This window comes from Bacillus sp. 105MF (genome assembly GCF_000374885.1).
Taxonomy (GTDB): domain Bacteria; phylum Bacillota; class Bacilli; order Bacillales; family Bacillaceae_G; genus Bacillus_A; species Bacillus_A pseudomycoides.
Window position 1 is genome coordinate 1 of record NZ_KB895603.1, and the last position, 22,845, is coordinate 22,845.

At 35.7% G+C, this 22,845-nt stretch carries 17 protein-coding genes, 2 pseudogenes and 1 riboswitch; of the genes and pseudogenes, 6 read left to right on the forward strand and 13 right to left on the reverse strand.

The window, feature by feature from the left end; all coding sequences use genetic code 11:
- Positions 1 to 198: 198 nt before the first annotated feature.
- Positions 199 to 447, reverse strand: coding sequence for a hypothetical protein (locus tag C564_RS0127790; RefSeq protein ID WP_003204734.1), 249 nt, complete (start codon positions 445 to 447; stop codon positions 199 to 201).
- A gap of 419 nt (positions 448 to 866) precedes the next feature.
- Between C564_RS0127790 and C564_RS0127795 the strand changes: the two genes are divergently transcribed.
- On the forward strand, positions 867 to 1,064 hold the full coding sequence (locus tag C564_RS0127795; RefSeq protein ID WP_003195499.1) for an alpha/beta-type small acid-soluble spore protein: 198 nt from the start codon (positions 867 to 869) through the stop codon (positions 1,062 to 1,064).
- A gap of 48 nt (positions 1,065 to 1,112) precedes the next feature.
- Here C564_RS0127795 and C564_RS0127800 read toward each other — a convergent pair whose 3' ends face one another.
- Genes C564_RS0127800 through C564_RS0127810 form a run of 3 tightly spaced genes read right to left on the reverse strand, consistent with a single transcriptional unit; the run spans position 1,113 to position 3,364 of the window.
- The gene (locus C564_RS0127800; RefSeq protein WP_003195496.1) at positions 1,113 to 1,847 is read right to left on the reverse strand and encodes an amino acid ABC transporter ATP-binding protein; all 735 of its coding nucleotides are present in this window, start codon (positions 1,845 to 1,847) and stop codon (positions 1,113 to 1,115) included.
- Positions 1,848 to 1,878: 31 nt separating this feature from the next.
- Positions 1,879 to 2,577 (reverse strand): amino acid ABC transporter permease, encoded by a 699-nt coding sequence (locus tag C564_RS0127805; protein WP_018767653.1) that lies wholly within the window; start codon positions 2,575 to 2,577, stop codon positions 1,879 to 1,881.
- Complete coding sequence (locus C564_RS0127810) at positions 2,564 to 3,364, reverse strand: amino acid ABC transporter substrate-binding protein (RefSeq protein WP_003195492.1); 801 nt, start codon at positions 3,362 to 3,364, stop codon at positions 2,564 to 2,566. The genes C564_RS0127805 and C564_RS0127810 overlap by 14 nt, the downstream gene beginning before the upstream one ends.
- A gap of 857 nt (positions 3,365 to 4,221) precedes the next feature.
- Between C564_RS0127810 and C564_RS0127815 the strand changes: the two genes are divergently transcribed.
- Entirely contained in the window at positions 4,222 to 4,521 is a 300-nt protein-coding gene (locus tag C564_RS0127815; protein WP_016104021.1) for a DUF2089 family protein, read from the forward strand.
- Positions 4,521 to 4,790: a hypothetical protein gene (locus C564_RS0127820; RefSeq protein ID WP_003205990.1), complete on the forward strand. Its 270-nt coding sequence runs from the start codon at positions 4,521 to 4,523 to the stop codon at positions 4,788 to 4,790. Before C564_RS0127815 ends, C564_RS0127820 begins: the two co-directional genes overlap by 1 nt.
- 304 nt (positions 4,791 to 5,094) lie before the next feature.
- On the opposite strand, the gene C564_RS0127825 is transcribed toward C564_RS0127820, so the two are convergent.
- The 3 genes from C564_RS0127825 to C564_RS0127840 all read right to left on the reverse strand — a co-directional run bounded on the left by C564_RS0127825 (position 5,095) and on the right by C564_RS0127840 (position 10,142).
- A complete protein-coding gene (locus tag C564_RS0127825; RefSeq protein ID WP_018767654.1) occupies positions 5,095 to 5,937 on the reverse strand; it encodes a GNAT family N-acetyltransferase in 843 nt (280 codons plus the stop codon).
- Positions 5,938 to 6,390: 453 nt separating this feature from the next.
- Positions 6,391 to 8,391 carry an ABC transporter ATP-binding protein gene (locus C564_RS0127835; RefSeq protein WP_018767655.1) on the reverse strand — a complete coding sequence of 667 codons (2,001 nt, stop codon included), beginning with the start codon at positions 8,389 to 8,391 and terminating at the stop codon, positions 6,391 to 6,393.
- Positions 8,388 to 10,142 (reverse strand): ABC transporter ATP-binding protein, encoded by a 1,755-nt coding sequence (locus C564_RS0127840; RefSeq protein WP_018767656.1) that lies wholly within the window; start codon positions 10,140 to 10,142, stop codon positions 8,388 to 8,390. The genes C564_RS0127835 and C564_RS0127840 overlap by 4 nt, the downstream gene beginning before the upstream one ends.
- Positions 10,143 to 10,984: 842 nt before the next feature.
- On the opposite strand from C564_RS0127840, the gene C564_RS0127850 reads away from it, so the two are divergent.
- The 3 genes from C564_RS0127850 to C564_RS0127860 all read left to right on the forward strand — a co-directional run bounded on the left by C564_RS0127850 (position 10,985) and on the right by C564_RS0127860 (position 15,845).
- Positions 10,985 to 12,424 carry an NADP-dependent glyceraldehyde-3-phosphate dehydrogenase gene (locus tag C564_RS0127850; protein WP_018767657.1) on the forward strand — a complete coding sequence of 480 codons (1,440 nt, stop codon included), beginning with the start codon at positions 10,985 to 10,987 and terminating at the stop codon, positions 12,422 to 12,424.
- 387 nt (positions 12,425 to 12,811) lie between these two features.
- Positions 12,812 to 12,994: riboswitch (Lysine riboswitch) on the forward strand.
- A 151-nt stretch (positions 12,995 to 13,145) separates the two neighbouring features.
- Positions 13,146 to 14,570 carry an amino acid permease gene (locus C564_RS0127855; RefSeq protein WP_018767658.1) on the forward strand — a complete coding sequence of 475 codons (1,425 nt, stop codon included), beginning with the start codon at positions 13,146 to 13,148 and terminating at the stop codon, positions 14,568 to 14,570.
- A 69-nt stretch (positions 14,571 to 14,639) separates the two neighbouring features.
- Positions 14,640 to 15,845 (forward strand): ABC transporter permease, encoded by a 1,206-nt coding sequence (locus tag C564_RS0127860; protein WP_018767659.1) that lies wholly within the window; start codon positions 14,640 to 14,642, stop codon positions 15,843 to 15,845.
- A gap of 116 nt (positions 15,846 to 15,961) precedes the next feature.
- Here C564_RS0127860 and C564_RS38310 read toward each other — a convergent pair.
- The 6 genes and pseudogenes from C564_RS38310 to C564_RS37860 form a co-directional block, all read right to left on the reverse strand.
- Positions 15,962 to 16,118 (reverse strand): annotated as a pseudogene (locus C564_RS38310) (tyrosine-type recombinase/integrase); the annotation flags it as partial.
- Positions 16,119 to 16,179: 61 nt separating this feature from the next.
- Entirely contained in the window at positions 16,180 to 19,533 is a 3,354-nt protein-coding gene (locus C564_RS0127870; RefSeq protein ID WP_018767661.1) for a glycosyltransferase, read from the reverse strand.
- A 136-nt stretch (positions 19,534 to 19,669) separates the two neighbouring features.
- Positions 19,670 to 19,828 (reverse strand): annotated as a pseudogene (locus C564_RS37855) (IS6 family transposase); the annotation flags it as partial.
- Between the two features lie 561 nt (positions 19,829 to 20,389).
- Entirely contained in the window at positions 20,390 to 21,580 is a 1,191-nt protein-coding gene (locus tag C564_RS0127880) for an anti-sigma factor domain-containing protein (protein ID WP_018767663.1), read from the reverse strand.
- Positions 21,573 to 22,295: an RNA polymerase sigma factor SigI gene (sigI, locus tag C564_RS0127885; RefSeq protein WP_018767664.1), complete on the reverse strand. Its 723-nt coding sequence runs from the start codon at positions 22,293 to 22,295 to the stop codon at positions 21,573 to 21,575. Before sigI ends, C564_RS0127880 begins: the two co-directional genes overlap by 8 nt.
- 78 nt (positions 22,296 to 22,373) lie before the next feature.
- Positions 22,374 to 22,845 (reverse strand): hypothetical protein (locus C564_RS37860; protein WP_018767665.1); only part of this gene is annotated, 472 nt, incomplete at its 5' end.

The window sequence follows — 22,845 nt, forward strand, 5'->3', positions numbered from 1 at the left end:
ATCCTCGATATAAGAACAAAGTAGTTGTACCTATTTTGTTTGCCTTTCGTCGGAAGATAGAATGGGTCGTCTTACATACAGACACTACCGAACTCTATATCGTTGTATCCTCTTTGTTGAACGAGAGGAACTGTTTTGTGAGGATAGAGACAGGAGAATCCCCCACCTCAAGCTCTTGTAGAGGTAGGTGAGGGTAGTTCAATACACCAGTTTCACCGTTAATTCAGTTTGTGTACCACACGTCCCGCAATAGAAAACATGAACACAATATTGCTGAGAATTCTCCCCTGTTAAACCGTCTACCTCTATTAATAAATCTTGATCCATATATGCGCTATAAGCATCTGTATAATCTACAACTTTCCCATAATCTTGGAGTACATTCAGGCAACTTTGACAAGAATATACTTGAGCTTCTAGTGCATTGCAAAGTGGACATATTCCCATTTATCACTCCTCCAATCATAGAGGTTTCATATTTACAATTAGTGTGACCTTCTTTTAGAAAAATACAAATTAAAAAAACGAAATAAACTCCTTCTTTTTAGGTGGGAGGGAGCATCCGGCCATGCATAGAAGCATTCAGATCCTTTTCCTGCCCCATGCCAAGTGAAAACACAGAGAGAAAAAGAGTGCAGGTCACCTTTCGTTATCCATAGCTGTAACTTATATGCTGAAAAATTAAAATCGGTATATATTTTTACAAAATTTACAAATTATTAACTCGCATATCTTTCTACGTAACATCCATACTATGAGTACATTCACTTCAAACGATGGATTAGCGCCAAACGAGGCGATAATCTGGTTCAACTCCAGCTAATCCAACCAAAAAAATTTCTATACTTTAAGGAGGATACATTCCTATGGCAAACCAAAACAATCCATTAGTAGTACCAGGCGCAACAGCTGCAATCGATCAAATGAAATATGAAATCGCTCAAGAATTTGGTGTACAATTAGGAGCAGATTCTACAGCTCGTGCAAACGGTTCTGTTGGTGGCGAAATTACAAAACGTTTAGTAGCAATGGCTGAGCAAAGCCTTGGCGGATACCAAAAATAAATATATATGGCAAAAAAGGTCTCAAGCATTCGCTTGAGACCTTTCTTTCTACCCTAGCATTTGTAAAAATCGCTTCGTTCGTTCTTCTTTTGGATCTGTAAATACTTCTTCTGGTGTACCTTGTTCCACAACAACGCCGCCATCCATAAAGATAACACGATTCGCAATTTGATGAGCAAAGCGCATTTCGTGCGTTACAATCACCATCGTCATTCCTTCTTGTGCAAGTTCCTTCATTACCTTTAGGACCTCTTGTACAAGTTCTGGGTCTAACGCTGACGTTGGTTCATCAAATAATAAAACTTCTGGTTCCATCGCAAGCGCACGAGCAATTCCAACGCGTTGTTGCTGGCCACCAGATAGTTGGAATGGATATAACTCCATTTTGTCACCAAGTCCAACCTTCTCAAGGAAATATGTCGCTTTTTTCTTCGCTTCTTCTTTCCCTACTTTTTTCACTGTAACAAGCCCTTCCATTACATTTTGGATTGCTGTTAAATGAGGAAATAAATTATGATGCTGGAACACCATACCTGTTTGTGTACGAAGATTTACAATATCTTTCTTCGTTACTTTTTTAGAGAAATCCAGCTCTTTGTCACCAATGCGAACAATACCTGCATTTGGTGTTTCTAATACATTCAGGCAACGTAAAAATGTTGTCTTACCAGATCCAGATGGCCCAATAATGACAACAACTTCACCTTTCTCCACTGATAAATCAATATGCTTTAGTACCGTGTTATCACCGAAACTCTTTTGTAAATGTTGAATTGAAATCATAAAAACAAAAACTCCTTTTATAAAAGGATTATTATTTAAGCGTATAACGCTCTGAACGTTTTTCTAATATTTGTTGCACGATAGATAATAAGAAACAAATCGCCCAATAAATAAGACCTGCTTCAAAATAAACAATTAAAAATTCATAGTTCATTGCTGCAATTTCCTGTGCTTTTCGAAACAGCTCTGTTACTAAAATTAATGATGCTAATGAAGTATCCTTCACTAAGCTAATAAACGTATTCGAAAGCGGTGGAATCGATACACGTGTCGCTTGTGGTAAAATAATGCGTTTTAGCGCCTGTGGATATGTCATCCCAATTGTATATGCTGCTTCCCATTGTCCTTTTGGAATAGACAAAATAGAAGCACGAATAATTTCAGATGCATATGCACCAACATTTAATGAAAAACCAATAATAGCTGCTGGATATGGATCAATCTCAATGTTAAGAGTTGGAAGTCCATAGAAAATAATAAACAATTGTACAAGAAGTGGTGTTCCGCGAATAATAGATACATAGATACGAGCAATCCATTGTAGTAGGCGGCTACTTGAAATACGTGCTAAAGCCGTAAATATCGCCAAAATAATACCGATCACAAATGTGATAATCGTTAATGGGATTGTCGTGAAAAGAGCACCCTCTAGCATAGGCATGAAGGATGCTTGCATAATATCTATCCATGTAGACAATCGATCTGTAATCAATGCATTACTTAGATACATTTTCACCGAACCATTTTTTCGTTATTTTGTCATACGTACCATCTTTTTTCATATCTTCTAACGCTTTATCTACTTCTTGTACAAGCTTATCGCTACCTTTACGGAATAAGAACCCACTTTGTGACGCTTCTTTTTCTGTTGCTGCAATTTTAATATTTGCATCTTTTTTCGTTTGTAAATAGTTTAACACTGATAATTTATCATTGATTGTGAAATCAACGCGACCTGTATTAAGTAGTTCTACTGCTTGACTAAAGCCTTCTACACCTTGAATCTTCGCACCATTTTTCTTTGCAAGATCCGCATAGTTACTTGTTAAAGACTGTGCTGCTGTTAATCCTTTTACATCTGTAAATGAAGCAGGTTTATCTTTATCCTTTGCAACGACAAGTGCTGCTGAAGAAGAAATATACGGTTTAGAGAAATCATACTTCTTTTGACGATCTTCACGAATTCCGACTTCATTCGCAACCATATCGAAACGTTTTGCATCAAGCCCTGCAAGCAAGCTATCCCATTGTGTTTCTTTAAATACTGGTTTCACACCGAGACGTTTTGCAACTTCTTCTGTTAACTCAACGTCAAATCCAGTTAATTTTCCACTTCCATCGTGGAATGTAAACGGTGGGTATGTACCTTCTGTACCAACAACGAATTCACCGCTTTTTTTAATTTGTTGCAATGCATCTTGACTAGTAGCTGTATCTTTTTTCTCTTCTTTGCCACAGCCCGCCACAATACCGACTGCTAGTGTAGCTACTGCAAGCACTGAAAATAATTTCTTCATGATATTAGTCCTCCAAGTATTCTGATAGGAATTTAAAAACTATATTGATTGTATGCAATCTTGAACAATTTTTCAATGAAAATGTTCGTCATTAGTGTATCCTTTTTTTTCATAATCAAACAACATGATATAAAATCACTACGTACAAAAAATAAGTAACATTTTTAAATATAGCACTTCTAAGAAGAAAGGTAAAACAATACTTACTTTTATATAAATTGACAAAACCATTGTTTTTTAGATGGGAGAGCGGATCCGACCATGCATAAATGTGGGCAGGGCCTTTTTTTGCCCCATGCCGTGTGAAAACAAAAGGAGAAAATGAGTAGAAGTCTTCTTTTCTCCTTCATAGTCATAACTGGGCTGTTGAAAGATCAATATGGATTTTTCTATACAACAAGCTATGTTAAACAATGTTGTTATTTTTTGAGATAAAGAAAGGGAACTCCTATTATTGAGTTTGTGATATGAACCATAAGTTTGCGGCAAACTTATGCTTCCAGGATTTGAAGAATATTTTTAATGTCGCTTTTAAATAAAGTCATGGTGTTTATAAAAAAGACGCGATGTTTTGTCCCTTTGAATCTGTTTATCTAAAAGGATGTTTTTATAGTGAAAAGAAAATCTGAACTGAAAGGCGGATTAAAGAATTGTTGAGTAGCAATAAAGTTACTCCACTAAAGGGCCAGATTGTGAAGCAATACCCACTTGAGTAACTTAATTCAAATGGGTTCTTTTTATTCTATAATTAATTAAACAAATTATAAAAATTATTTTTAATAAAATTCAATATTTTATTAATATTATTTAAAAATATGTTAAACTAATATTAATAAAAGTAAATGGAGGGCAAAGCTGTGGATATTAACAATATTCCAAACTGGATTTTAGCCTTGGAAAATGAGGATTTAGAGTTTGTTAAAAACTTAGTACTTCATTCGGGTTCTTTAAAAGAGATTGCAAAGGTTTATGAGGTATCATACCCAACAGTAAGACTTAAACTTGATCGATTAATCGATAAAATAAAAATGAATGATGCCGTAGAAAACGAGGAATTTATTAAATTTATCAAGAGCCTGTCTATTGATGATCGGATAAGTGTAGAAGATGCAAAATTGATTATTGAAAAATATAAACAAGAAAGAGATGGGGAATAATGGTTCTTATTTATGCTGGTATGTTAGCTGTTCAATTTTTCTTATCAAGTAGAAACAATATCTATTGGGGGGCAATTTTACCAGTAGCACATATTGTATTTCTGACATGGTTGTTTATAACGAATCGTATTGAAAGTACTATTGGTTTTATCCTTTATCTATTAGTAGGGATGTTTTTCTTATGTATAGAATGGAATCTAGGTAGAAAGTATTTTCATAAGAAGATACAAAAAGAATTGGATAAAATGAAAACCCACGACATGAAATAGAGAAAATACGGGTAGAGAAATGATTAAACTTTTTTATAAAAAATTATTCACTAGCAACAAATAACCCAAGCATTTTGATCAAAATTTTTTCGAAATGTTTGGGTTTCTTCTGTTGAAAAATCAATTTTTGTAGCATGCTTTTAATCAAACTTTATTACGAACCAACAGCATTCACGGCAAACTTATGGGTTAATAATTAATCCACGGCAAAGATATGCTTCTTTTAGCGGCAATTTTATGGGTAAAGTAACAGAGTTCCCTTGTTCCCTTAAAGCTCCCGATTGTGGAATAATGAGTGTTTAATTTACAAGAACTTTCGATAAACCTGTGTATTATGAAGCGGCTTAAAGCCTAAAGAGGTGTACAACCTCTCAGCACTTTCATTTCCCTCTAGAAAACATATTCGGATTTCTTCGTATCCTTCTTCTAACATCTCGTTCATACCGAATTGTAAAGCCTTACGTCCATATCCATTTCCTTGGTAACTTGGAACAACCATTAAATTATCTAATATCCCTTCTCCAGTAGTAACTGATGCAACAATTTGTTCATTTTCTAACACTAAATATACATTATTTTTATTGTTTAATTTGTATTTTTTTACACCGTCTTCTGGAGCAAGGTAAGGTTTAATATCATTCTTTTCGTGCAACTCGTAATAACATTCCTGTACCATTTTTACAAACTGGTCAAAAAATCTATCTTCATATTTAATCAACTCAATGTCTGCTTTAGGAAAAGTTCCTCCCTTGTATACCGATTCAAGTGAACCCCACCATTTTTCAAACCCCATTTTCTTAGCAAAGCCAATAGGATTTTCTGATTCGACTCTCATATAAGTACACACAAAATCTGGTTTTGTTTTAGAAATTACCTCTTCCATTGCTTTATATAATGTAGAACCAATACCTTTTAAACGGGAATCTGGTTCTACATAAACACTGATTTGAGCAATAGACTCTCCAGCACTATTTGCATAGACAGATGAATATGAGAACCCTTCAATTCCATTTTGTTCATATAGGAGAAATTGCATAGAATTTAGGACAATATCATCTAAAGAACCTACCTCTTCTTCTATCCCCATACTTTTTATTAGATTTAATATACTGACCTTATCTTCTTTTCCCCTATAAACACGTATCATTTAGATAATCCCCATTTCCCATTTAATAGTTAGTCTTCTGCTAAATCCGGTTATTACTTAGTGAAATTTTCTTATGCTTATTCCTCAATCCTATGCTTTAACGAAACATCAAACAATCATCAGTCCGGAAAATTCTGATAAATTAAGTTTATCAGAGGTTAACTGCTCTCAACAATCATTTTACTAACTATGGGATTATCATTTTGACAAACAACGACAAAAACAGAGGCAGCTGCCCCTGTTTCTCAACACTCTTAAAAGAGCTTGCCTTTAAGAATCTAATACACAATACCCGATCATTCCGCACAATAATAAAAAGAAAGCAATGTTAAATGTAACTGATAATTCTTCCATCTCTATCTCCCCCTTGCTTCCAACATATCACATGGATAAGGAAAGGGATGGGAGCATTTGTAAACATTGCTTTAAAGTTTTCTGAACATTTCGTGAAAGTTACGCACTTTGACTTCCTTCTATTTGCGTTTTATACATTTCATAATAACGACCCTTTTTCTGCATTAATTCTTCATGTGACCCTTTTTCAAGAATAGTCCCTCGATCGAGCACAATGATTTGATCTGCACTCTTAATTGTGGAAAGGCGATGTGCAATAATAAATGTTGTTCTTCCTTTCTTTACAACTTCTAGTGCCCCTTGAATCATCGCCTCAGTCTCTGTATCAATACTTGAAGTCGCTTCATCTAACACTAAAATGGCAGGATCGAATGCTAACGCACGTGCAAAAGATATAAGTTGGCGCTCTCCAGTCGATAGGGTACTTCCTTTTTCCGTAATTTCTTCTTCTATATTGTTAGCAAATCGTTCTGCCCCTACATCATGCAGTGCTTTTACAATTCGAGCCTTTGAAATCTTTGGATGTTCTAAACTTACATTCGACGCAACTGTACCACTAAATAAAAATGGATCTTGTAATACAATTCCCATGTGCTCGCGGAGTGCTTGCTTTGGTATATTTTTCACGTCATGCCCATCGATTGTAAGTTTTCCTTTTTGAAACTCATAGAATTGGAAGAGTACATTCATAATAGAACTTTTCCCAGATCCCGTATGACCAACAAGGGCCACCGTCTCTCCTTTTTTTGCCTCGAAAGAAATATTTTTTAACACTTCATCTTTCCCATTATAAGAAAATGAAACATCATCAAATCGAACATTTCCATTAAGACGTGGTATACGTTCCTCTTCCACTACTTCGCCCTTTTCATCCAGCAGTTCAAATACACGTTCCGATGCAACGCGCGCTTGCTCTAAATTCGCAAGCTGGTTTACCATATTTGTAATTGGTGAGAAGAGCCTTGTTAAATAATCGACAAATGCATACAGTATTCCTAAAGAGATAATCCCAGCAGCGCTCAAAGAGGCACCGCCAAAATACCAAATAACCGCTGTAAAAGCAATGTTGCGTAAGACACCCACTAAATTATGCGATGTCGCTGCATTTAAATTTAAAATTTTATTTTGGTACTTAAAGTAATCTTCATTTAATTCTTCAAATTCTTTCTTTATTGCACGTTCTTGACGAAATGCCTGGATGATAGGCATTCCTTGGATGGATTCATTCACTGTTCCATTAATATCTGATAACCGAGAGCGCATCTTATGATTGTACACAGAGGCATATTTTCTATATACAACAGCCCAAACAATTAAAATTGGTACGATAATTAAACATAACAGCGCTAATTTCATATCAAGTAAAAATAAAGCAATAAAGATTCCGATAATATAAATAAAACTAGAAACAAATGTCGCTAAAACTGTTACATATAACTCCCGAATGGCCTCCGTATCATTCGTTACACGCGATACAATTTTCCCTGCTGGTAAATGGTCGAAATAACGAATCGGTAATGTTTGAATATGAGAAAAGACATCTTCACGCATAATTTGAATGATTTTATTAGATGCTTTCTGTAAGAAAAACTGTTTACCATATGCAAATAAAGATACAACTAACAATAGTGCAAAATATCCTCCGCCAAGTAAAAGTAATCGTTTCATCTCAGGTTCATAAAACGAATACACTTCTTTGTTTGTTAACATTTTTGCTTTATACACTTGCGTTGCTTTTCCACTTTGAACTGTAATAATATCTCCCTTTACAGAACGTGTTCCCTCTGCTGCAACCTTATTAGGTACAAAATAATAAGTGAAACCAACTTGTATAATACGAACTTCTTTTCCTTTTTGTTCACCTTGTTCAAAGCGGTCGCTTCGCTTATACCAAGCTCCGTTATAAAGTACGGCATCGTCCCCTTGCACTGTTTCATGCCATGGTTTCTCAATACCGACAATATGATCATCAATCATTGTCTTTGCTACAAATGGGCCTGCAAGCTCTGCAATAACGAAAATAAATAACATTGCCAGTGCCACAAAAATGGTTCCCTTTACTTTCATAGCGTATTGAAATAACCGTTTTCCAACACTCATATTTTCACCTCACCCTCTACGTTTTCGCCCTGCTGTCTTTCAAACTGCTCCGCATACCAGTCACCATTCAAAACGAGCCTATCATGTGTTCCCTCTTCGATAATTTCACCATTATCCATAACGAGAATCCAATCAGCATGCTGCACAGCTGACAGGCGGTGCGTTGTTATAATTGTTGTTTTTCCGCTTCTTTCTCTCCGTATATTTTCAATAATTGCTGCTTCTGTTCGAGCATCCACAGCCGATAATGAATCATCTAAAATTAAAATTTCCGGATTTTGAATCACAGCTCGCGCAATCGAAATCCGTTGTTTTTGTCCACCAGATAGAGAAACACCTTTTTCTCCAACAAGCGTCTCTAATCCTTCTGGAAGAAACTCCAGATCTTTTTTAAATGCTGCAATTTCAATTGCTTTTTGAAGCTCCTCCTCATTTGCTTCTCTGTTCCCAAATAAAATATTTTCTCGTGCTGTTTTTGAAAATAGAATATGCTCTTGCGGTACATATCCAATCCAACTTCGTACGTTTTCGGTTGAAATTTCATCAAGCGCAACATTCGACACCGTAATATCCCCTTCTCCAAGTGGATACTGACGAAGGAGCTGGCGAACAAGAGTCGTTTTACCACTCCCTGTTTTCCCAACAATACCAAGCGTTTCCCCTTGCTTTAATGAAAAAGAAACATTTTTCAAATTAAGCTTAGGTGAAGCAGGATACGAAAAGGAAACTTTATCAAAGTCGATATACTCTGGCTCGTGTACACGCGTCGGCTTTTTCACGTTCTTCACGTCAGGCTCATAGGCTAACGTTTCATTGACACGATCTAGTGAAGCATTTCCGCGCTGCATGACATTTATTAATTCACCAATCGCAAACATTGGCCAAATCATCATCCCAAGATAAACGTTAAAAGACACAAGTTCACCAAGAGTAACTTTCGATTGGAACACTAAAAATGCTCCATATACAAGACCAATTAAATAACTAAGACCAACTAGCATCTTAACCGTCGGCTGAAACAGTGCATCAATTCTTGCTACTTTCATATTTTTTTTATATACATCTGTTCCTAATTGATGAAATCTTTGCTCATCAGCTTTTTCCTGTACATATGCACGGATAACACGCACGCCTGCAATCGATTCAAGTACTTTATCATTCATATCTCCAAAAGCATCTTGAGCAATCGTAAAGCGTTCATGTAACTTCTTCCCATATATATTCATCGCATATGCCATAATCGGCAAGGGAAGAAGTGCCGCAATTGTAAGTTGCCAACTGATTGAAAATCCCATCATAAAAACAATTGTGAGCATATATAAACTAGAATCAACAAGTGTCAAAATCCCAAAACCAGCAGTCATAGCAATCGCCTTTAAATCATTTGTCGCTCTCGCCATTAAATCACCAGTACGATTTTTGTGATAAAAGGTCGGCGTCATTTTCAACAAGTGCCCCATAAATTTTGAACGCATCGTTTTTTCAAGCACGAATGCACCGCCAAATAATTGGTGCTGCCATACGTAGGTGAGTACATACCCACCAACTGCCGCCCCAAATAAAATCCAAACATACTGTATAATCACTTCGTTTGTTAAAGAACCTACTTTTATATGATCAATTGTTAATCCAATTACTTTCGGAGGAATTACCTCTATTACATTTACAATTAGAAGCACTCCAATTGCTATGCTATACCTCTTCCAATGTTCTTTAAAAAACCATGTTAACTTTTGTAATACTGAAAACAATGAAATCTCTCCCTTCTCGATTTTGTTTCAGTCTATTTCTGTTATCCACTATCAAAAGCCCCTGCTTTTACACCGTACCAATTGTACTGTTTCACCATAACTTCTCACCTTCCATATTTTTCTACCCCGCTATTTGCGGGCAGTAAAATCCCCACCTCAAGATTCAGCAAGAAATGAGAACGATAGATAAGGGGATAACTGCCCGTTAATGCCCGATTGGTTCAACTAACCATCCGTGGGAGATAAATCCCCCTTACGGATGGAAGTTTCACTTTATCGAAACCATACAAAGTATGGAAACAACCAAAATAGAGACAAAAAAACGCATACCGCCGCTTGACGATATGCGCAAAAACGCATAAAAGCGTACGTTACGAAATACGCAACGTACGCTTTTTGAAAAAACAAAAAAGCACTATCTTTCCGTACGGGTTGCGTAATGATATGAATGTTTCCCACCATGTAATCCAACTAAGCCAGTCATATTTACCATTACAATCATTACGCGCACCCCCTTCATTTATTTTCCATTTTTAATTTTATAACTTTATCAACTTTTCTGTCAATTGTTTTTTTCATTATTTTACAAAATAAACTTTTATCACCAAAAATAAAAGATGTACAATACCACTTCGATACTCGAAAAAATTATCTATCGATATTATTATAGATAATCCTATATTTCACTTACAAATAAGGTAAACCCCTTTAAGAAAGGGCATACAAAATAAAAATCACATAAGAAATCGTTTCCATAAACATTTTGTTTGAAAAATGTTCTCAAACCCCCTACAATCACCATATACTCACTCTTACAAGTTGCTATTTTAGGAGGACAAATCATGACAACTAGCAATACGTACAAATTTTATTTAAACGGTGAATGGAGAGAAAGCTCTTCAGGGCAAACAATTGATATTCCATCACCATACTTACACGAAGTAATTGGTAAAGTACAAGCAATTACTCGTGAAGAAGTTGACGAAGCAATTAAATCAGCACAACAAGCTCAAAAAGAATGGGCTGAAGCTTCTCTTCAAGATCGTGCAAAATATTTATATAAATGGGCTGATGAGCTCGTAAATATGCAAGATGAAATTGCCGATATCGTAATGAAAGAAGTCGGTAAAGGTTATAAAGATGCGAAAAAAGAAGTTGTTCGTACAGCTGATTTAATTCGTTATACTGTAGATGAAGCATTACACATGCATGGCGAAAGCATGATGGGCGATAGCTTCCCTGGTGGATCTAAATCCAAGCTTGCAATCATTCAACGTGCACCACGTGGTGTTGTTTTAGCAATCGCACCATTTAACTACCCTGTAAACTTATCTGCTGCAAAACTTGCACCAGCTCTTATTATGGGGAACGCTGTTATCTTTAAACCAGCAACACAAGGCGCAATTAGCGGTATTAAAATGGTTGAAGCTCTTCATAAAGCAGGTCTTCCAAAAGGACTTGTAAACGTAGCAACAGGACGCGGTTCTGTTATCGGCGACTACTTAGTAGAACATCCTGGCGTAAATATGGTATCGTTCACAGGTGGTACAAACACAGGTGCTCACTTAGCGAAAAAAGCTGCTATGATTCCGCTTGTATTAGAACTTGGCGGTAAAGACCCTGGTATCGTACGTGAAGATGCTGACCTAGGGGAAGCAGCAAAACATATCGTTAGTGGCGCATTCTCATACTCAGGTCAACGCTGTACTGCAATCAAGCGCGTGCTTGTACATGAAAATGTAGCGGACGAGCTTGTTAGCTTATTAAAAGATCAAGTGGCTGAATTAACTGTTGGTTCTCCAGAACAAGACTGTACAATCGTGCCATTAATCGACGATAAATCTGCTGATTTCGTTCAAGGATTAGTTGACGATGCAGTAGAAAAAGGCGCTACAATCGTAATTGGTAACAAACGCGAGCGCAACTTAATCTACCCAACATTAATTGACAATGTAACAGAAGATATGAAAGTTGCTTGGGAAGAGCCATTCGGCCCAATCCTTCCAATCATCCGTGTTTCTTCTGATGAACAAGCAATTGAAATTGCGAACAAATCAGATTTCGGCTTACAAGCAAGTGTCTTCACAAAAGACATTAATAAAGCATTTGCAATTGCAAACAAAATCGATACTGGCTCCGTTCAAATTAACGGACGTACAGAGCGTGGTCCTGACCACTTCCCATTCATCGGTGTGAAGGGTTCTGGTATGGGAGCACAAGGTATTCGTAAGAGCCTTGAGTCTATGACACGTGAAAAAGTAACTGTATTAAACTTAGTATAATATTTCGTGTTAGAAGCTAATCTACGGTTGTAGACTTAGCTTCTTTTTTTATTCCTAGGCTCTGTTATATGGTAATATTTCAGCACAGAAAAAAGAGCTACAATGAGCCCGCTTTCTCTTCTCTCATTAACCAATCCACTACATTCTCAAATAACCTTACAGAATAATTATGTTGTTTTTCTAGACTCAAGTGAGACAAAATATCAAAAATATTTGCTTCATTAGTTTAACACACAGATTAACAGAGCCTATTTCTAAAAAAAGCCTTCTTCTTTTAATGACAAACTGTTCACTATAGTCTGATTATTAATATATCCATTGACGTATAAAAATTCATTTGTTACCCTTGATTATGTTAATTTAATACATAAATCCTCATTCGTATCTCGGTGAGGTAGAGGTTGCAGTCATTAAGAGTATCATTTCAGGAGATGTAGTGGCATCGATGAATGAATGGGAAAGGAATGGTTGCCGAAGTAAGAAATGCCCACTGTGCATTCTTGCTGGGTCTGCTATTTAACAAGTGCAGAACTGTCACAAACAACTTGTTTGTGGAGAGCTATCGAGAGGTATGTCGTGGGTTTCCTATAAGATAGAAAGCACGTAGCGACAATTACACGTGCTTTTTTTGTTTTGTATGAAGCTTACCTTTCTTCCCTTTTTGGAAGACATACATATCTCCTCGCTTGACTTGGTTATACTAACTTTGGAGGTATTTTTTATGCAACAAAAAAAATGGGGTTTTTGGGTACTGACAGCATTCGTTGTCGGTAACATGGTTGGCGCTGGTATTTTCATGGTGCCAAGTACGTTAGCACAAACAGCAAGCCCTCTCGGTGTCACTTTAGCTTGGTTAACAACAGGGTTTGGTGTTTTAATGCTAGCTCTTGTTTTCGGTAATTTAGCAATTCGTCGTCCTGATTTAACGACAGGACCACAAAGTCATGCATATGCATTATTCTCATCACCAAAAAAGAAAAAAATGGCTGGTTTCAGTATGGTTTGGGGCTATTGGGTTGCAAACTGGGCAAGTAATGTCGCTATTATTACATCTTTTGCGGGATATTTATCACTCTTCTTCCCGATTATGAAAGACACACGCCTATTATTTTCGATTGGCTCTTTCGATATAGAAGTTGGAAAACTAATTACATTTTCTATTTGTTCTGTCTTACTATGGGGAACACATATGATTTTAACAAACGGTGTAAGCGGAGCTGGGAAGTTAAACTTCTTAGCAACAACAACAAAGGTGACTGGATTCCTTCTATTCATTGTTGTGACTTTGTTTGCATTTCAAGCTTCAAAATTTGGACAATGGTACACACCAATGATTGATAAAGAAGGCGTGTCACATGGACTACTTTCACAAATAAATTTAGCTGCTCTTACAACACTTTGGGCATTTATCGGTATTGAATCAGCTGTTCTTTTATCAAACCGTGCTGTGTCTCCAAAAACGGTAAAACGAGCAACTGTAGCTGGTTTATTGATAACAGTTGCCATTTATTTAGGAATTACCATTTTAACAATGGGTGTTCTTCACATCGATAAATTACAAACTTCTGAACGTCCATTAGCTGATGCATTAAATGCTGCAATGGGCCACGGCGGCGGGAAATTGATGGCACTACTTGCTCTTACTTCCCTATTCGGCTCTATCTTAGGCTGGATTTTATTAAGCTCAGAAGTACCTTATCAAGCGGCGAAAGAAGGATTCTTCCCTTCCTTCTTTGCAAAAACAAACAAAAAAGGAAGTCCAATTTATTCACTAAGACTGACAAATATTATGTCGCAAGTCTTCCTTTTCTCAACGTTATCAGGGACCATTGCTGAGGCCTATACATTCGTTATTACTGTCTCAACCCTAGCTTACTTAATCCCTTATCTCGTTTCACCAATCTTCCAATTAAAACTCGTTGCAACTGGTGAAACGTATAAAAACGAACCCGGTTCAAGGATTATGGATGGTATTATCGCAGTCATTGCACTTTGCTATGCACTGTGGGTCATTAAAACTGGATCCTCAGATATAAAAACATTCCTTCTTGGAATCGGCTTATTTGTAATTGGCTTTGCATTTTATCCATTAATGAATCGCGATAAGAAAAAAAATGAAGAAAATAAAAACGAGCAAATTGCTTAAAGCAATTTGCTCGTTTTTATTTTTGTATAAGAAAGAAACCTATATAATAGAAGACAGAGGTGAAAAAACATGTCAATCGAAACACTATGGAGCACTCGTTTCCAAAAGCATATTCAAAACGTCATCATGTACTTTGCACGCATGATTAGCGGTCTACTATACAGTTTTATCTTCGTCTCATGCATTGGTGCGTATTATTACGCCAAGTTTCTTAAAACATCTCCTTCTAAAGGCATTTCATTAATCATCATTATATCTCTGCTTACCATCATGATAACGAGATGCCCGATTCGTACTTTTATCCAGAAGCCTGACGCTGTCTATTTACTGGCACTCGAAGAGAAATTAACATCTTATTTCAAACAGTCTCTTCTATACAATTATGTCATTCAACTTTTTCCATTGCTATTTACGTTTCTAATCGTTACACCGCTAGCAATGCAAACATTACAGACAACCGTTCCATTCTTATGTACGATCTTTTTCATTTTAATGTTAATAAAAGGTTGGAACCTATATATCAATTGGATATGGCGTGATCAATATAACAGCCAAATCTGGTTTATTATTCGCTTCACTTGTAATGCACTTATTCTTTATATGCTCTTTCAGTCCGTATCAGTTGTTCTATTAGGTGCGATGCTATTACTTCTTGTCTTCCTACTTGTTTATACAACAAAACAACCAACAAAACGAATTGGATGGGAATATATAATTGAGCAAGAAGAAAAAATGGACATGCGCTTTTACCAATTTGCAAACTTTTTCACCGATGTCCCGCAGCTGAAAAAACAAGTAAAACAAAGAAAATGGCTAACAAGTTGGCTAGAACCTATATTACATAAAAAACAATCTACTTTTTTATATTTGAACACTTTATCATTCTTACGTGCGAATGATTATTTTGGTATATATATGAGATTGACTATTATCGGTTCTTTCATTTTATATTTCGTACCAAATGTATTTGTAAAAGGCGCTATCACTTGCTGTCTCTTATATATGACTGCTATGCAATTGCGTTCCTTATGGAAATATTTTTCGGGAAATAATATTGTAGCATTATATCCTATCTCACACGACACACGAATAAATCAATTTCTCATTCTTGTATTTTCATTAGCAGTCGTTCAGCTAGCGTTATTTTCCATTATTTTATTCGCTTCACTACAGGATTTTTTGCCTGTTCTTTCAACTGTTATAGTCAGCATATTTTTCATCAAATTTATTATCTTACCAAAAACAAAAAAACGAATTTCTTCTTTGGGAATTTAAATGAATGATTGTGTATTCTGAAAGAAAAAAACAGAAAGTTTAGCTAAAAAAGCTACACTTTCTGTTTTTATATTCTCAACAATCAAATAGATTAGGGAAAATAAAATGAGTAAATTAAAGAATTCATCTGTATCCTCTTTTCTATTTTTTCTTCTTATCTATATCTTTTTGTAAGTGTACAAAATGGTATATTACCTCAGGGTCATTCAAGAAAGCATATTTTCCCTTTCTCTCTTTTTCTACCACTTGCATTTTTCGTTCCACATCATTCATAACTATTGTTATTCAAAATAAGAAGCTACTAGTAAAAAAAGAGAGCAGATTATCTGCTCTCTTATGATGCCTCATTATGTTCAGAGGAGTGCTTAACACTTCCCATTCTCTTCAATTTATTCCATCCTACCGCAACCCCTCGAATAGATGAAAATACAGATTTAATTACAACATAAGTCATAAATTGACGATAAATAAAGCGTTGTAAAATTAACCATGCTAATGGTTTAGGATTCTCTTTCTCTAATTTAAATGCAAAAAGAGAAGCGAGAAGATCCATTAGAAAGAATACAAGATAAAATCCCAAAACTTTTAGCGGATTGCTACCAAATAGCCCTATAATCATTAATATATCTGCTAAAGGAGCAATGAACTGCAGGACATATTGGAACAACCACATATTAGGTAATGCAACAAACCCTAATGTTTTATGCTTTGGATTAAACAATGCCTTTCGATGCTTCCAAAGACATTGGAGTGTACCATACGACCAACGATATCGCTGTTTAATGAGACTTTTCACATCTTCAGGCGACTCCGTATAAGCATATGCTTTTTCTTCATATACAATTCGATGCCCTTGACGTAAAAATGTTATAGTAAGATCCGTATCTTCTGCAAGTGTATCTTCACTTAAATATCCAGATTCAACTACATTCTTTTTACGCCATGCTCCAATAGCTCCAGGAACTACCGTGATACAATTCAACTCATCAAAAGCTCTGCGTTCTAAATTAAATCCTGTAATGTATTCAACATGTTGCCAAGTAGTTAACAAATTCCGTCTATTTCCCACTTTGACATTGCCTGAAACTGCTGCTACATTATGATCTTCAAAGTGTCTAATCATTAGAGAAATAGCGTCTTGCGCAATAATAGTATCCGCATCTAAAGTGACAATAATTTCTCCTCGTGATTTTTGAAATCCTAAATTCATTGCGGATGATTTCCCACCATTTTCTTTCTGAATTAAACAAACTTTAGGATGTTTATGGAATGCTTCTTGAATTACTTTTGACGTACCATCTTTCGATCCGTCATCAACAACAATAACTTCAAACTCTCTATAATCACTATCCAAAATTGAGCGAATCGTCTTGGTTATAACCTTCTCTTCATTATATGCTGCTATCACAACACTAACGAAAGGTTGATAAGACGAATTAGTAAATAAACGAGATCTTGTTTTCCTTTTTTGCTTGAATGCAAAATAAATTAAAAATAGGAATCGGAAAATACCTAATCCAATAGCAATATAAAAAATAGTTGTTAATATATGTTTAGAATATCCCGCTCCTGAAAAAACAGCTTTGTTGTAAAGTAAATATTGCTCACCCTCAGAAGAAACGGGTGGCATAACTTCATCTCGTTCTTTATCCATTAAATCTGAAATTGTTACAAAACTATATCCATTCTTTTTAAGGTCTTTAATAATAATTGGCAGCGCCTCTACCGTATGAGTACGATTTCCTCCTGCATCATGGAGAAGAATAACATTTCCCTCCCCCTTATAAATGGGATTAAGAGCACGCTTTACCAATTCATTTGTTGATGGCGTCGCCCAGTCCTCAGGATCAACTTTTTCTGCCACCATTGTATAGTTCATATTTTGTGCACGCAAAATAGGTACTATTTCATTTGGTGAATCCAGCTCAGCATCCGCTTCATATGGTGGTCTAAATAAAACCGTAGAGTGTCCAGTTATTTCCTGAATCAGGCGCTGAGTTGTATTCAGTTCTACTTTTGTTCGTAGTAAAGACGTATCAGCTACGTTCGGATGCTTGAAGGTATGATTGCCAATTTCATGGCCTTCATCGTATATTCTTTTAACAAGATTAGGATTTATTTGGGCGTTTTCACCAAGTACAAAAAAGGCTGCTTTTACTTTATGCTCTTTTAATATATCTAGAATTTCCGGTGTGTATTTAGGATCTGGTCCATCATCAAATGTTAGTACTACTTGTTTTCCTTTTGGTTTTCCATAGCGCTGCACTTGATATGCAGATGGTAGTGATTGATATACTTCATCTGTAAGATAACCTTCTTTGCCTACTTTAAAATCTCTCAATCCATTTTGTCTTTCATTCTCAATCTGTAAAATTTCGCCTTGCCCAGAATAATTCACTTCATCTAAACTAGCGATTTTATGTAATGCATCAGGATTATTTTGTACCTCAATAGGATCTTTTAAAGCTTTCCATACAGTAGGATCTTCTGCTCCTAGTCTCCATAATGCAAATCCCTTTGCATTGTTGTTCATTGCGATTTTTGCTTGATTATAAAAAGTAACACCATCTAAGAACCAAGCAGTATGTTCTTTCGCTCCTTTTTTATATCGAAAATAAGGATTTCCACTGATCTTATCCCATTGAATTTTTATATTTGAATCATGAGCCATTGTCATAACTTCTGAGAAAGTTAAAGACTTCGCAGGTTTTTTGCTATTTACTTCCCAATCATATCCATAGTTACCGAAAGCAACTATAAGTTTCTCAGAGGGAATGTTTAGATCATTGAGCGTATGTTCAAACCATTTATTTGAAGCAATTGGTCCTGGTGTCCCTGCTCCATAGTGCTCATCATACATCATTACAATCATACGATCTATTACTTTGGCTAATGCACCATAATCAAAGGCCTTATCATTAGCAGGGACATCTTGCGTTACGAGCAAATGATGTTTGTGAAAGACCGTAGTAAGTTCTTTCATGAAATTTGTTAATTTATCTCTATCGCCTTCAGGTATCGACTCAAAGTCAATATTAATACCTGCAAATTGATTCTCTTCAATTCGCTTTACTAAATCATTAATAAACTTTGTCTGTACATGATCTGGATCATTCAGTAACTTATGAATAAGTTTACTATCAGGACCAGAAGCTTCTTGGGTATAGTTAGTAAGCAAAGGCATAATTTTCACATGATTTTTTTTTGCTAACTTTACAATCTCAGGTTTAATCTCACTACTAATTGTTAAGTTTGCTTTTAAGTGATACCATTCTGGAACTAACATGGTTAATGAATCGATATTTTCTTTTAAAGAAGCCGTACTATTTTCATCCCAGTTTACATAAAAACCATAAACTTCTTTAGGTTGTTCGCCATTGTCTGTTGAATTTTCCGAATTTTTATTATTGTTTATTTCGGTATTAGGAGATTTGAATTCTCCCTTCTTTAACTGCTGGTCGCTGAGTTTTTGATTAATAGGTACAAGTTTAGTATCTTGCTTTACAGAAGGATTCATATTTGGAATTTCTGGTGTTGAAAAAATACTTCGAAAGAAAAAATAAAATACAATACTCATGCTAACTATTGAGATACATAGAAACCAACTGAAAGCTATTTTTCTTCTTCCTTTAGGATCATAAAAAACGGGTTTTGAGTTATCTTTCTCTTGTTGAATTTTTTTCTCCATTATTTTTTTTACATACTCCTTTTCTTTTTATTCTAAGTACAAACGCAAACTATTTTAACAGATAGACCTTCTAGGGTTTTGGTGCGAAAATAGCTTAATAGGAATATAGAACAGTAATTTCCTGTTAACTTTGAGATCAAACGACTAATCCAAATATCTTATGAATGACTTCAACCTCATTTTGGGCAGATTTCACCCTTTGGTGAAGTTGCCCTTTTTTCATCATATGCATGGCTTCGATACCTCTCAAAATCAAGGTTGCTGTACGAAATGATTTCAATTCTAATTGCTTTCTTCACTATACATATTCGGAGGAAATAAAAATTTTATGGGGGTCAAAAAAATATTTTTTTATAAAAATAGATAAACAATTTTTTTCAAAAATAAAAAGCTGACAATTTCATCAACTTTTTCATAGATTCATATGTAAAAATACTCGCATTCATTTTATCTCGCTATTCGCGGGCAGTAAAACCCTCACATATCAATATTCTTTATACAGTTTCATCCCACACCGACCAAGCCGCTTCGAACATATTTCCATCTAAGTCCCAAAAATAAAAATACTTAGCTTCATTATTCCCTAGCGTTACAATTTTTTCTACTCTTACTCTGGCTTTGAAATAAAATCACGATGCTTTGAATAAAGACGCGAAGTTCTTAAGAAAGTCGCGACGTTTTAAAAAAAGATGCGATGCTTTATCCCTTCACGTAAAGAATTCTAAGTAAATTTTGATTAAACTTTTTTATAAAAATATCATATTTTGGGTTATATAAAATATGTATTGTCCTTTACTTATTGGGAATTTTTCATTTAGGTCTTGATAAACAATGTACCCTATACTTCTTAAATATTCTATGGATTTTTCTTTTCTTTTCCTTGATGTTGCGTGGCAGGAACGTCTTTGTCCTCTTTTTTATGCCTGTTGTTTTCGTTTATATTGCCTTTATTTTCTTGCTGAGACTCTTTATTTTCTTGTTTATATCCTTTACCGTTGTTTTCTTGCTGAGACTCTTTATTTTCTTGTTTATATCCTTTACCGTTGTTTTCTTGCTGAGACTCTTTATTTTCTTGTTTATACCCTTTACCGTTGTTTTCTTGTTGAGACTCTTTATTTTCTTGTTTATACTCTTTACCGTTGTTTTCTTGCTGAGACTCTTTATTTTCTTGTTTATACTCTTTACCGTTGTTTTCTTGCTGATGCCCATTATTTCCTTTTGATTGCTGGGGTTGCTGTTCCTGGGATTGCTTTTGTTCTATTTGCTCTTGCTTCTCATATCTTTCTTCTTTTACAGGAGACAAATTCGATGATGCATCGGGTGATGACTTTGGTTGCGAATGTATCTCCTGAGGGTGTTCCTCCTGATTAGACGGCGGTGCAGGAGGAGTAAGCGATTTCTTCTTCTCATTCTCTTGCTTTATATAGACACCTGTGCCAACTCCTGCTTTCTTGGCATTCTCTCGCACTTGCATCGTACTGCTTTGATATACGACTGTAACATGTTTTGTCTCATACTCTTTCTTTAATCCTTGCATAGCCTTTTCCAACTGTGGTTCTAGCGACTTTTCCTTTGTAACAGCTGTTAGCATAACTTGCTTGTCATTCGTTAAGTATCCATCCTCTTGACTTTGCTTTACAATGGTACGTACTACATCTTGCAAAGGTTCATTTTTCCATCGTTTCATTTCTTTTAAAATGCGCTTTCCATCATCATTACAAGCTCGCAAATCTATAACACGAAGGTCCTTTGTTACGCTCGCCTCTAAACTTGGATTAATATCAATTGAGACATAAGCGAGTGCTTTTTCTTCCGGTTGGTTGTAGAAAAACAGAAACACACATAGAAAACAAGCAACAAGTAATGATGCAGGCTTTAAGAAAGAAGGGATTGAAAAACGCGGTACTCTTTGTTCTTGTTCGTTAAACGAGATTTCCTCTCCAATCATATAAGAGTGCGATTTTCTTTTAAACGTAATAAACTCTCCATCTGGAGTTAAAACAACTACGCTATGTTTTTTTATATCCATCACAATCCCTTTATTCATCATGCTTCCCCCCTCTTATATAATCAAGAATATATGTATAGTTGTTTGCAAAGATAATACACATTGCAATAATGTATTTTCTATGCCGCTCCAACGTTTTACGACTTGCCCTAACACGCGGTTCAATGTGTTTAAGCGGTAACTTTTTCTTTCGGAACAGCTCTTCCATCATTTTCTCTTCTTTTATAATAATCTTTACAATTTCTATTAAGTGCTCACGCGTATCACGATGCTTTGGAGATTCCTTAGCAAGCTCTGAAAATGTGATTTTAAACTCAGCTAGCACAATTTGAAAATGAAGAATCTCCTCCTTACGGTTTCTGTTTTCCATCTCTTTCATATACTCCGTAAGCGATACCTGCATTTCTACCATTTCCTCTTGCTGGTCTTCTTTTAAAAAGACGAGATTATGCTTAGACTCTTTGCGTATATAGTCAATTACATCCCTTTTTATAAGAAGCTCAGCAAACGCTAGAAAAGATTTTCCTTTTTTATATGAATACTGTTCAATTGCTTGATTAAACGCAAACAATCCAATGCTGTATTCATCATCCTGCTCTGTAATATACCGGCGGCAGACAGACGAGATTGATTTTCGAATAAAAGGCCGATACTGTGCGATAAAAGCTTCCTTATCTCCTCTGTTGTTTTGTATGTTACATACGATATCTTCTATTTTCGGTTTTTTTATGATTTTCATCACTAAACTCAACACTAGTAATCCCCCTCCCTCCTTTTGCTTCAAATAGCAAAATGGTCACTAAAGAAGTGACCATTTTATCACATTTTCTTACTATTTTTCTTTGTGCTTGTCTTCTTGCTGTTCTTCATGCTTTTCGTGACCGACTTTTTTACCGTTGTCTTGATGATCATTCTTTTCTGTTTGACCCTTGTGGTTTGATTGCTCATGCTTCTCATGAGAAACAGCCGGTTTATGTGCTGGTTGCGCTGGTTGTACCGGTTGTACTGGTTGTGCCGGTTGTGCTGGTTGTGCTGGTTTTGCCGGTTTTGCTGGTTGTGCTGGTTGTGCCGGTTTTGCTGGTTGTGCTGGCTGTGCCGGTTTTGCTGGCTGTGTTGCTTGTGTTGCTTGTTCTGGTTGTGTTACTTGTTCTGGTTGCGTTACTTGTTCTGGTTGTGCTGGAGTTACTTCTGTATTTTGATCTGCTTTCTTGTTTTCTTTTGCAATAGCGTCCGCTTGTTTTTCTTTCTCTTTCTCTTTCTCTTTCTCTTTCTCTTTCTCTTTCTCTTTCTCTTTCTCTTTCTCT

Bases quoted from the DNA above. Each gene is read 5' to 3' on its own strand.
- C564_RS0127790 (WP_003204734.1), bottom strand. From the start codon at position 447: ATGGGAATATGTCCACTTTGCAATGCACTAGAAGCTCAAGTATATTCT.
- C564_RS0127855 (WP_018767658.1), top strand. From the start codon at position 13,146: ATGCAACAAAAAAAATGGGGTTTTTGGGTACTGACAGCATTCGTTGTC.
- C564_RS0127880 (WP_018767663.1), bottom strand. From the start codon at position 21,580: ATGAATAAAGGGATTGTGATGGATATAAAAAAACATAGCGTAGTTGTT.
- C564_RS0127870 (WP_018767661.1), bottom strand. From the start codon at position 19,533: ATGGAGAAAAAAATTCAACAAGAGAAAGATAACTCAAAACCCGTTTTT.
- C564_RS0127805 (WP_018767653.1), bottom strand. From the start codon at position 2,577: ATGTATCTAAGTAATGCATTGATTACAGATCGATTGTCTACATGGATA.
- C564_RS0127825 (WP_018767654.1), bottom strand. From the start codon at position 5,937: ATGATACGTGTTTATAGGGGAAAAGAAGATAAGGTCAGTATATTAAAT.
- C564_RS0127820 (WP_003205990.1), top strand. From the start codon at position 4,521: ATGGTTCTTATTTATGCTGGTATGTTAGCTGTTCAATTTTTCTTATCA.
- C564_RS0127835 (WP_018767655.1), bottom strand. From the start codon at position 8,391: ATGAGTGTTGGAAAACGGTTATTTCAATACGCTATGAAAGTAAAGGGA.
- C564_RS0127800 (WP_003195496.1), bottom strand. From the start codon at position 1,847: ATGATTTCAATTCAACATTTACAAAAGAGTTTCGGTGATAACACGGTA.
- C564_RS0127860 (WP_018767659.1), top strand. From the start codon at position 14,640: ATGTCAATCGAAACACTATGGAGCACTCGTTTCCAAAAGCATATTCAA.
- C564_RS0127810 (WP_003195492.1), bottom strand. From the start codon at position 3,364: ATGAAGAAATTATTTTCAGTGCTTGCAGTAGCTACACTAGCAGTCGGT.
- C564_RS0127795 (WP_003195499.1), top strand. From the start codon at position 867: ATGGCAAACCAAAACAATCCATTAGTAGTACCAGGCGCAACAGCTGCA.
- C564_RS0127850 (WP_018767657.1), top strand. From the start codon at position 10,985: ATGACAACTAGCAATACGTACAAATTTTATTTAAACGGTGAATGGAGA.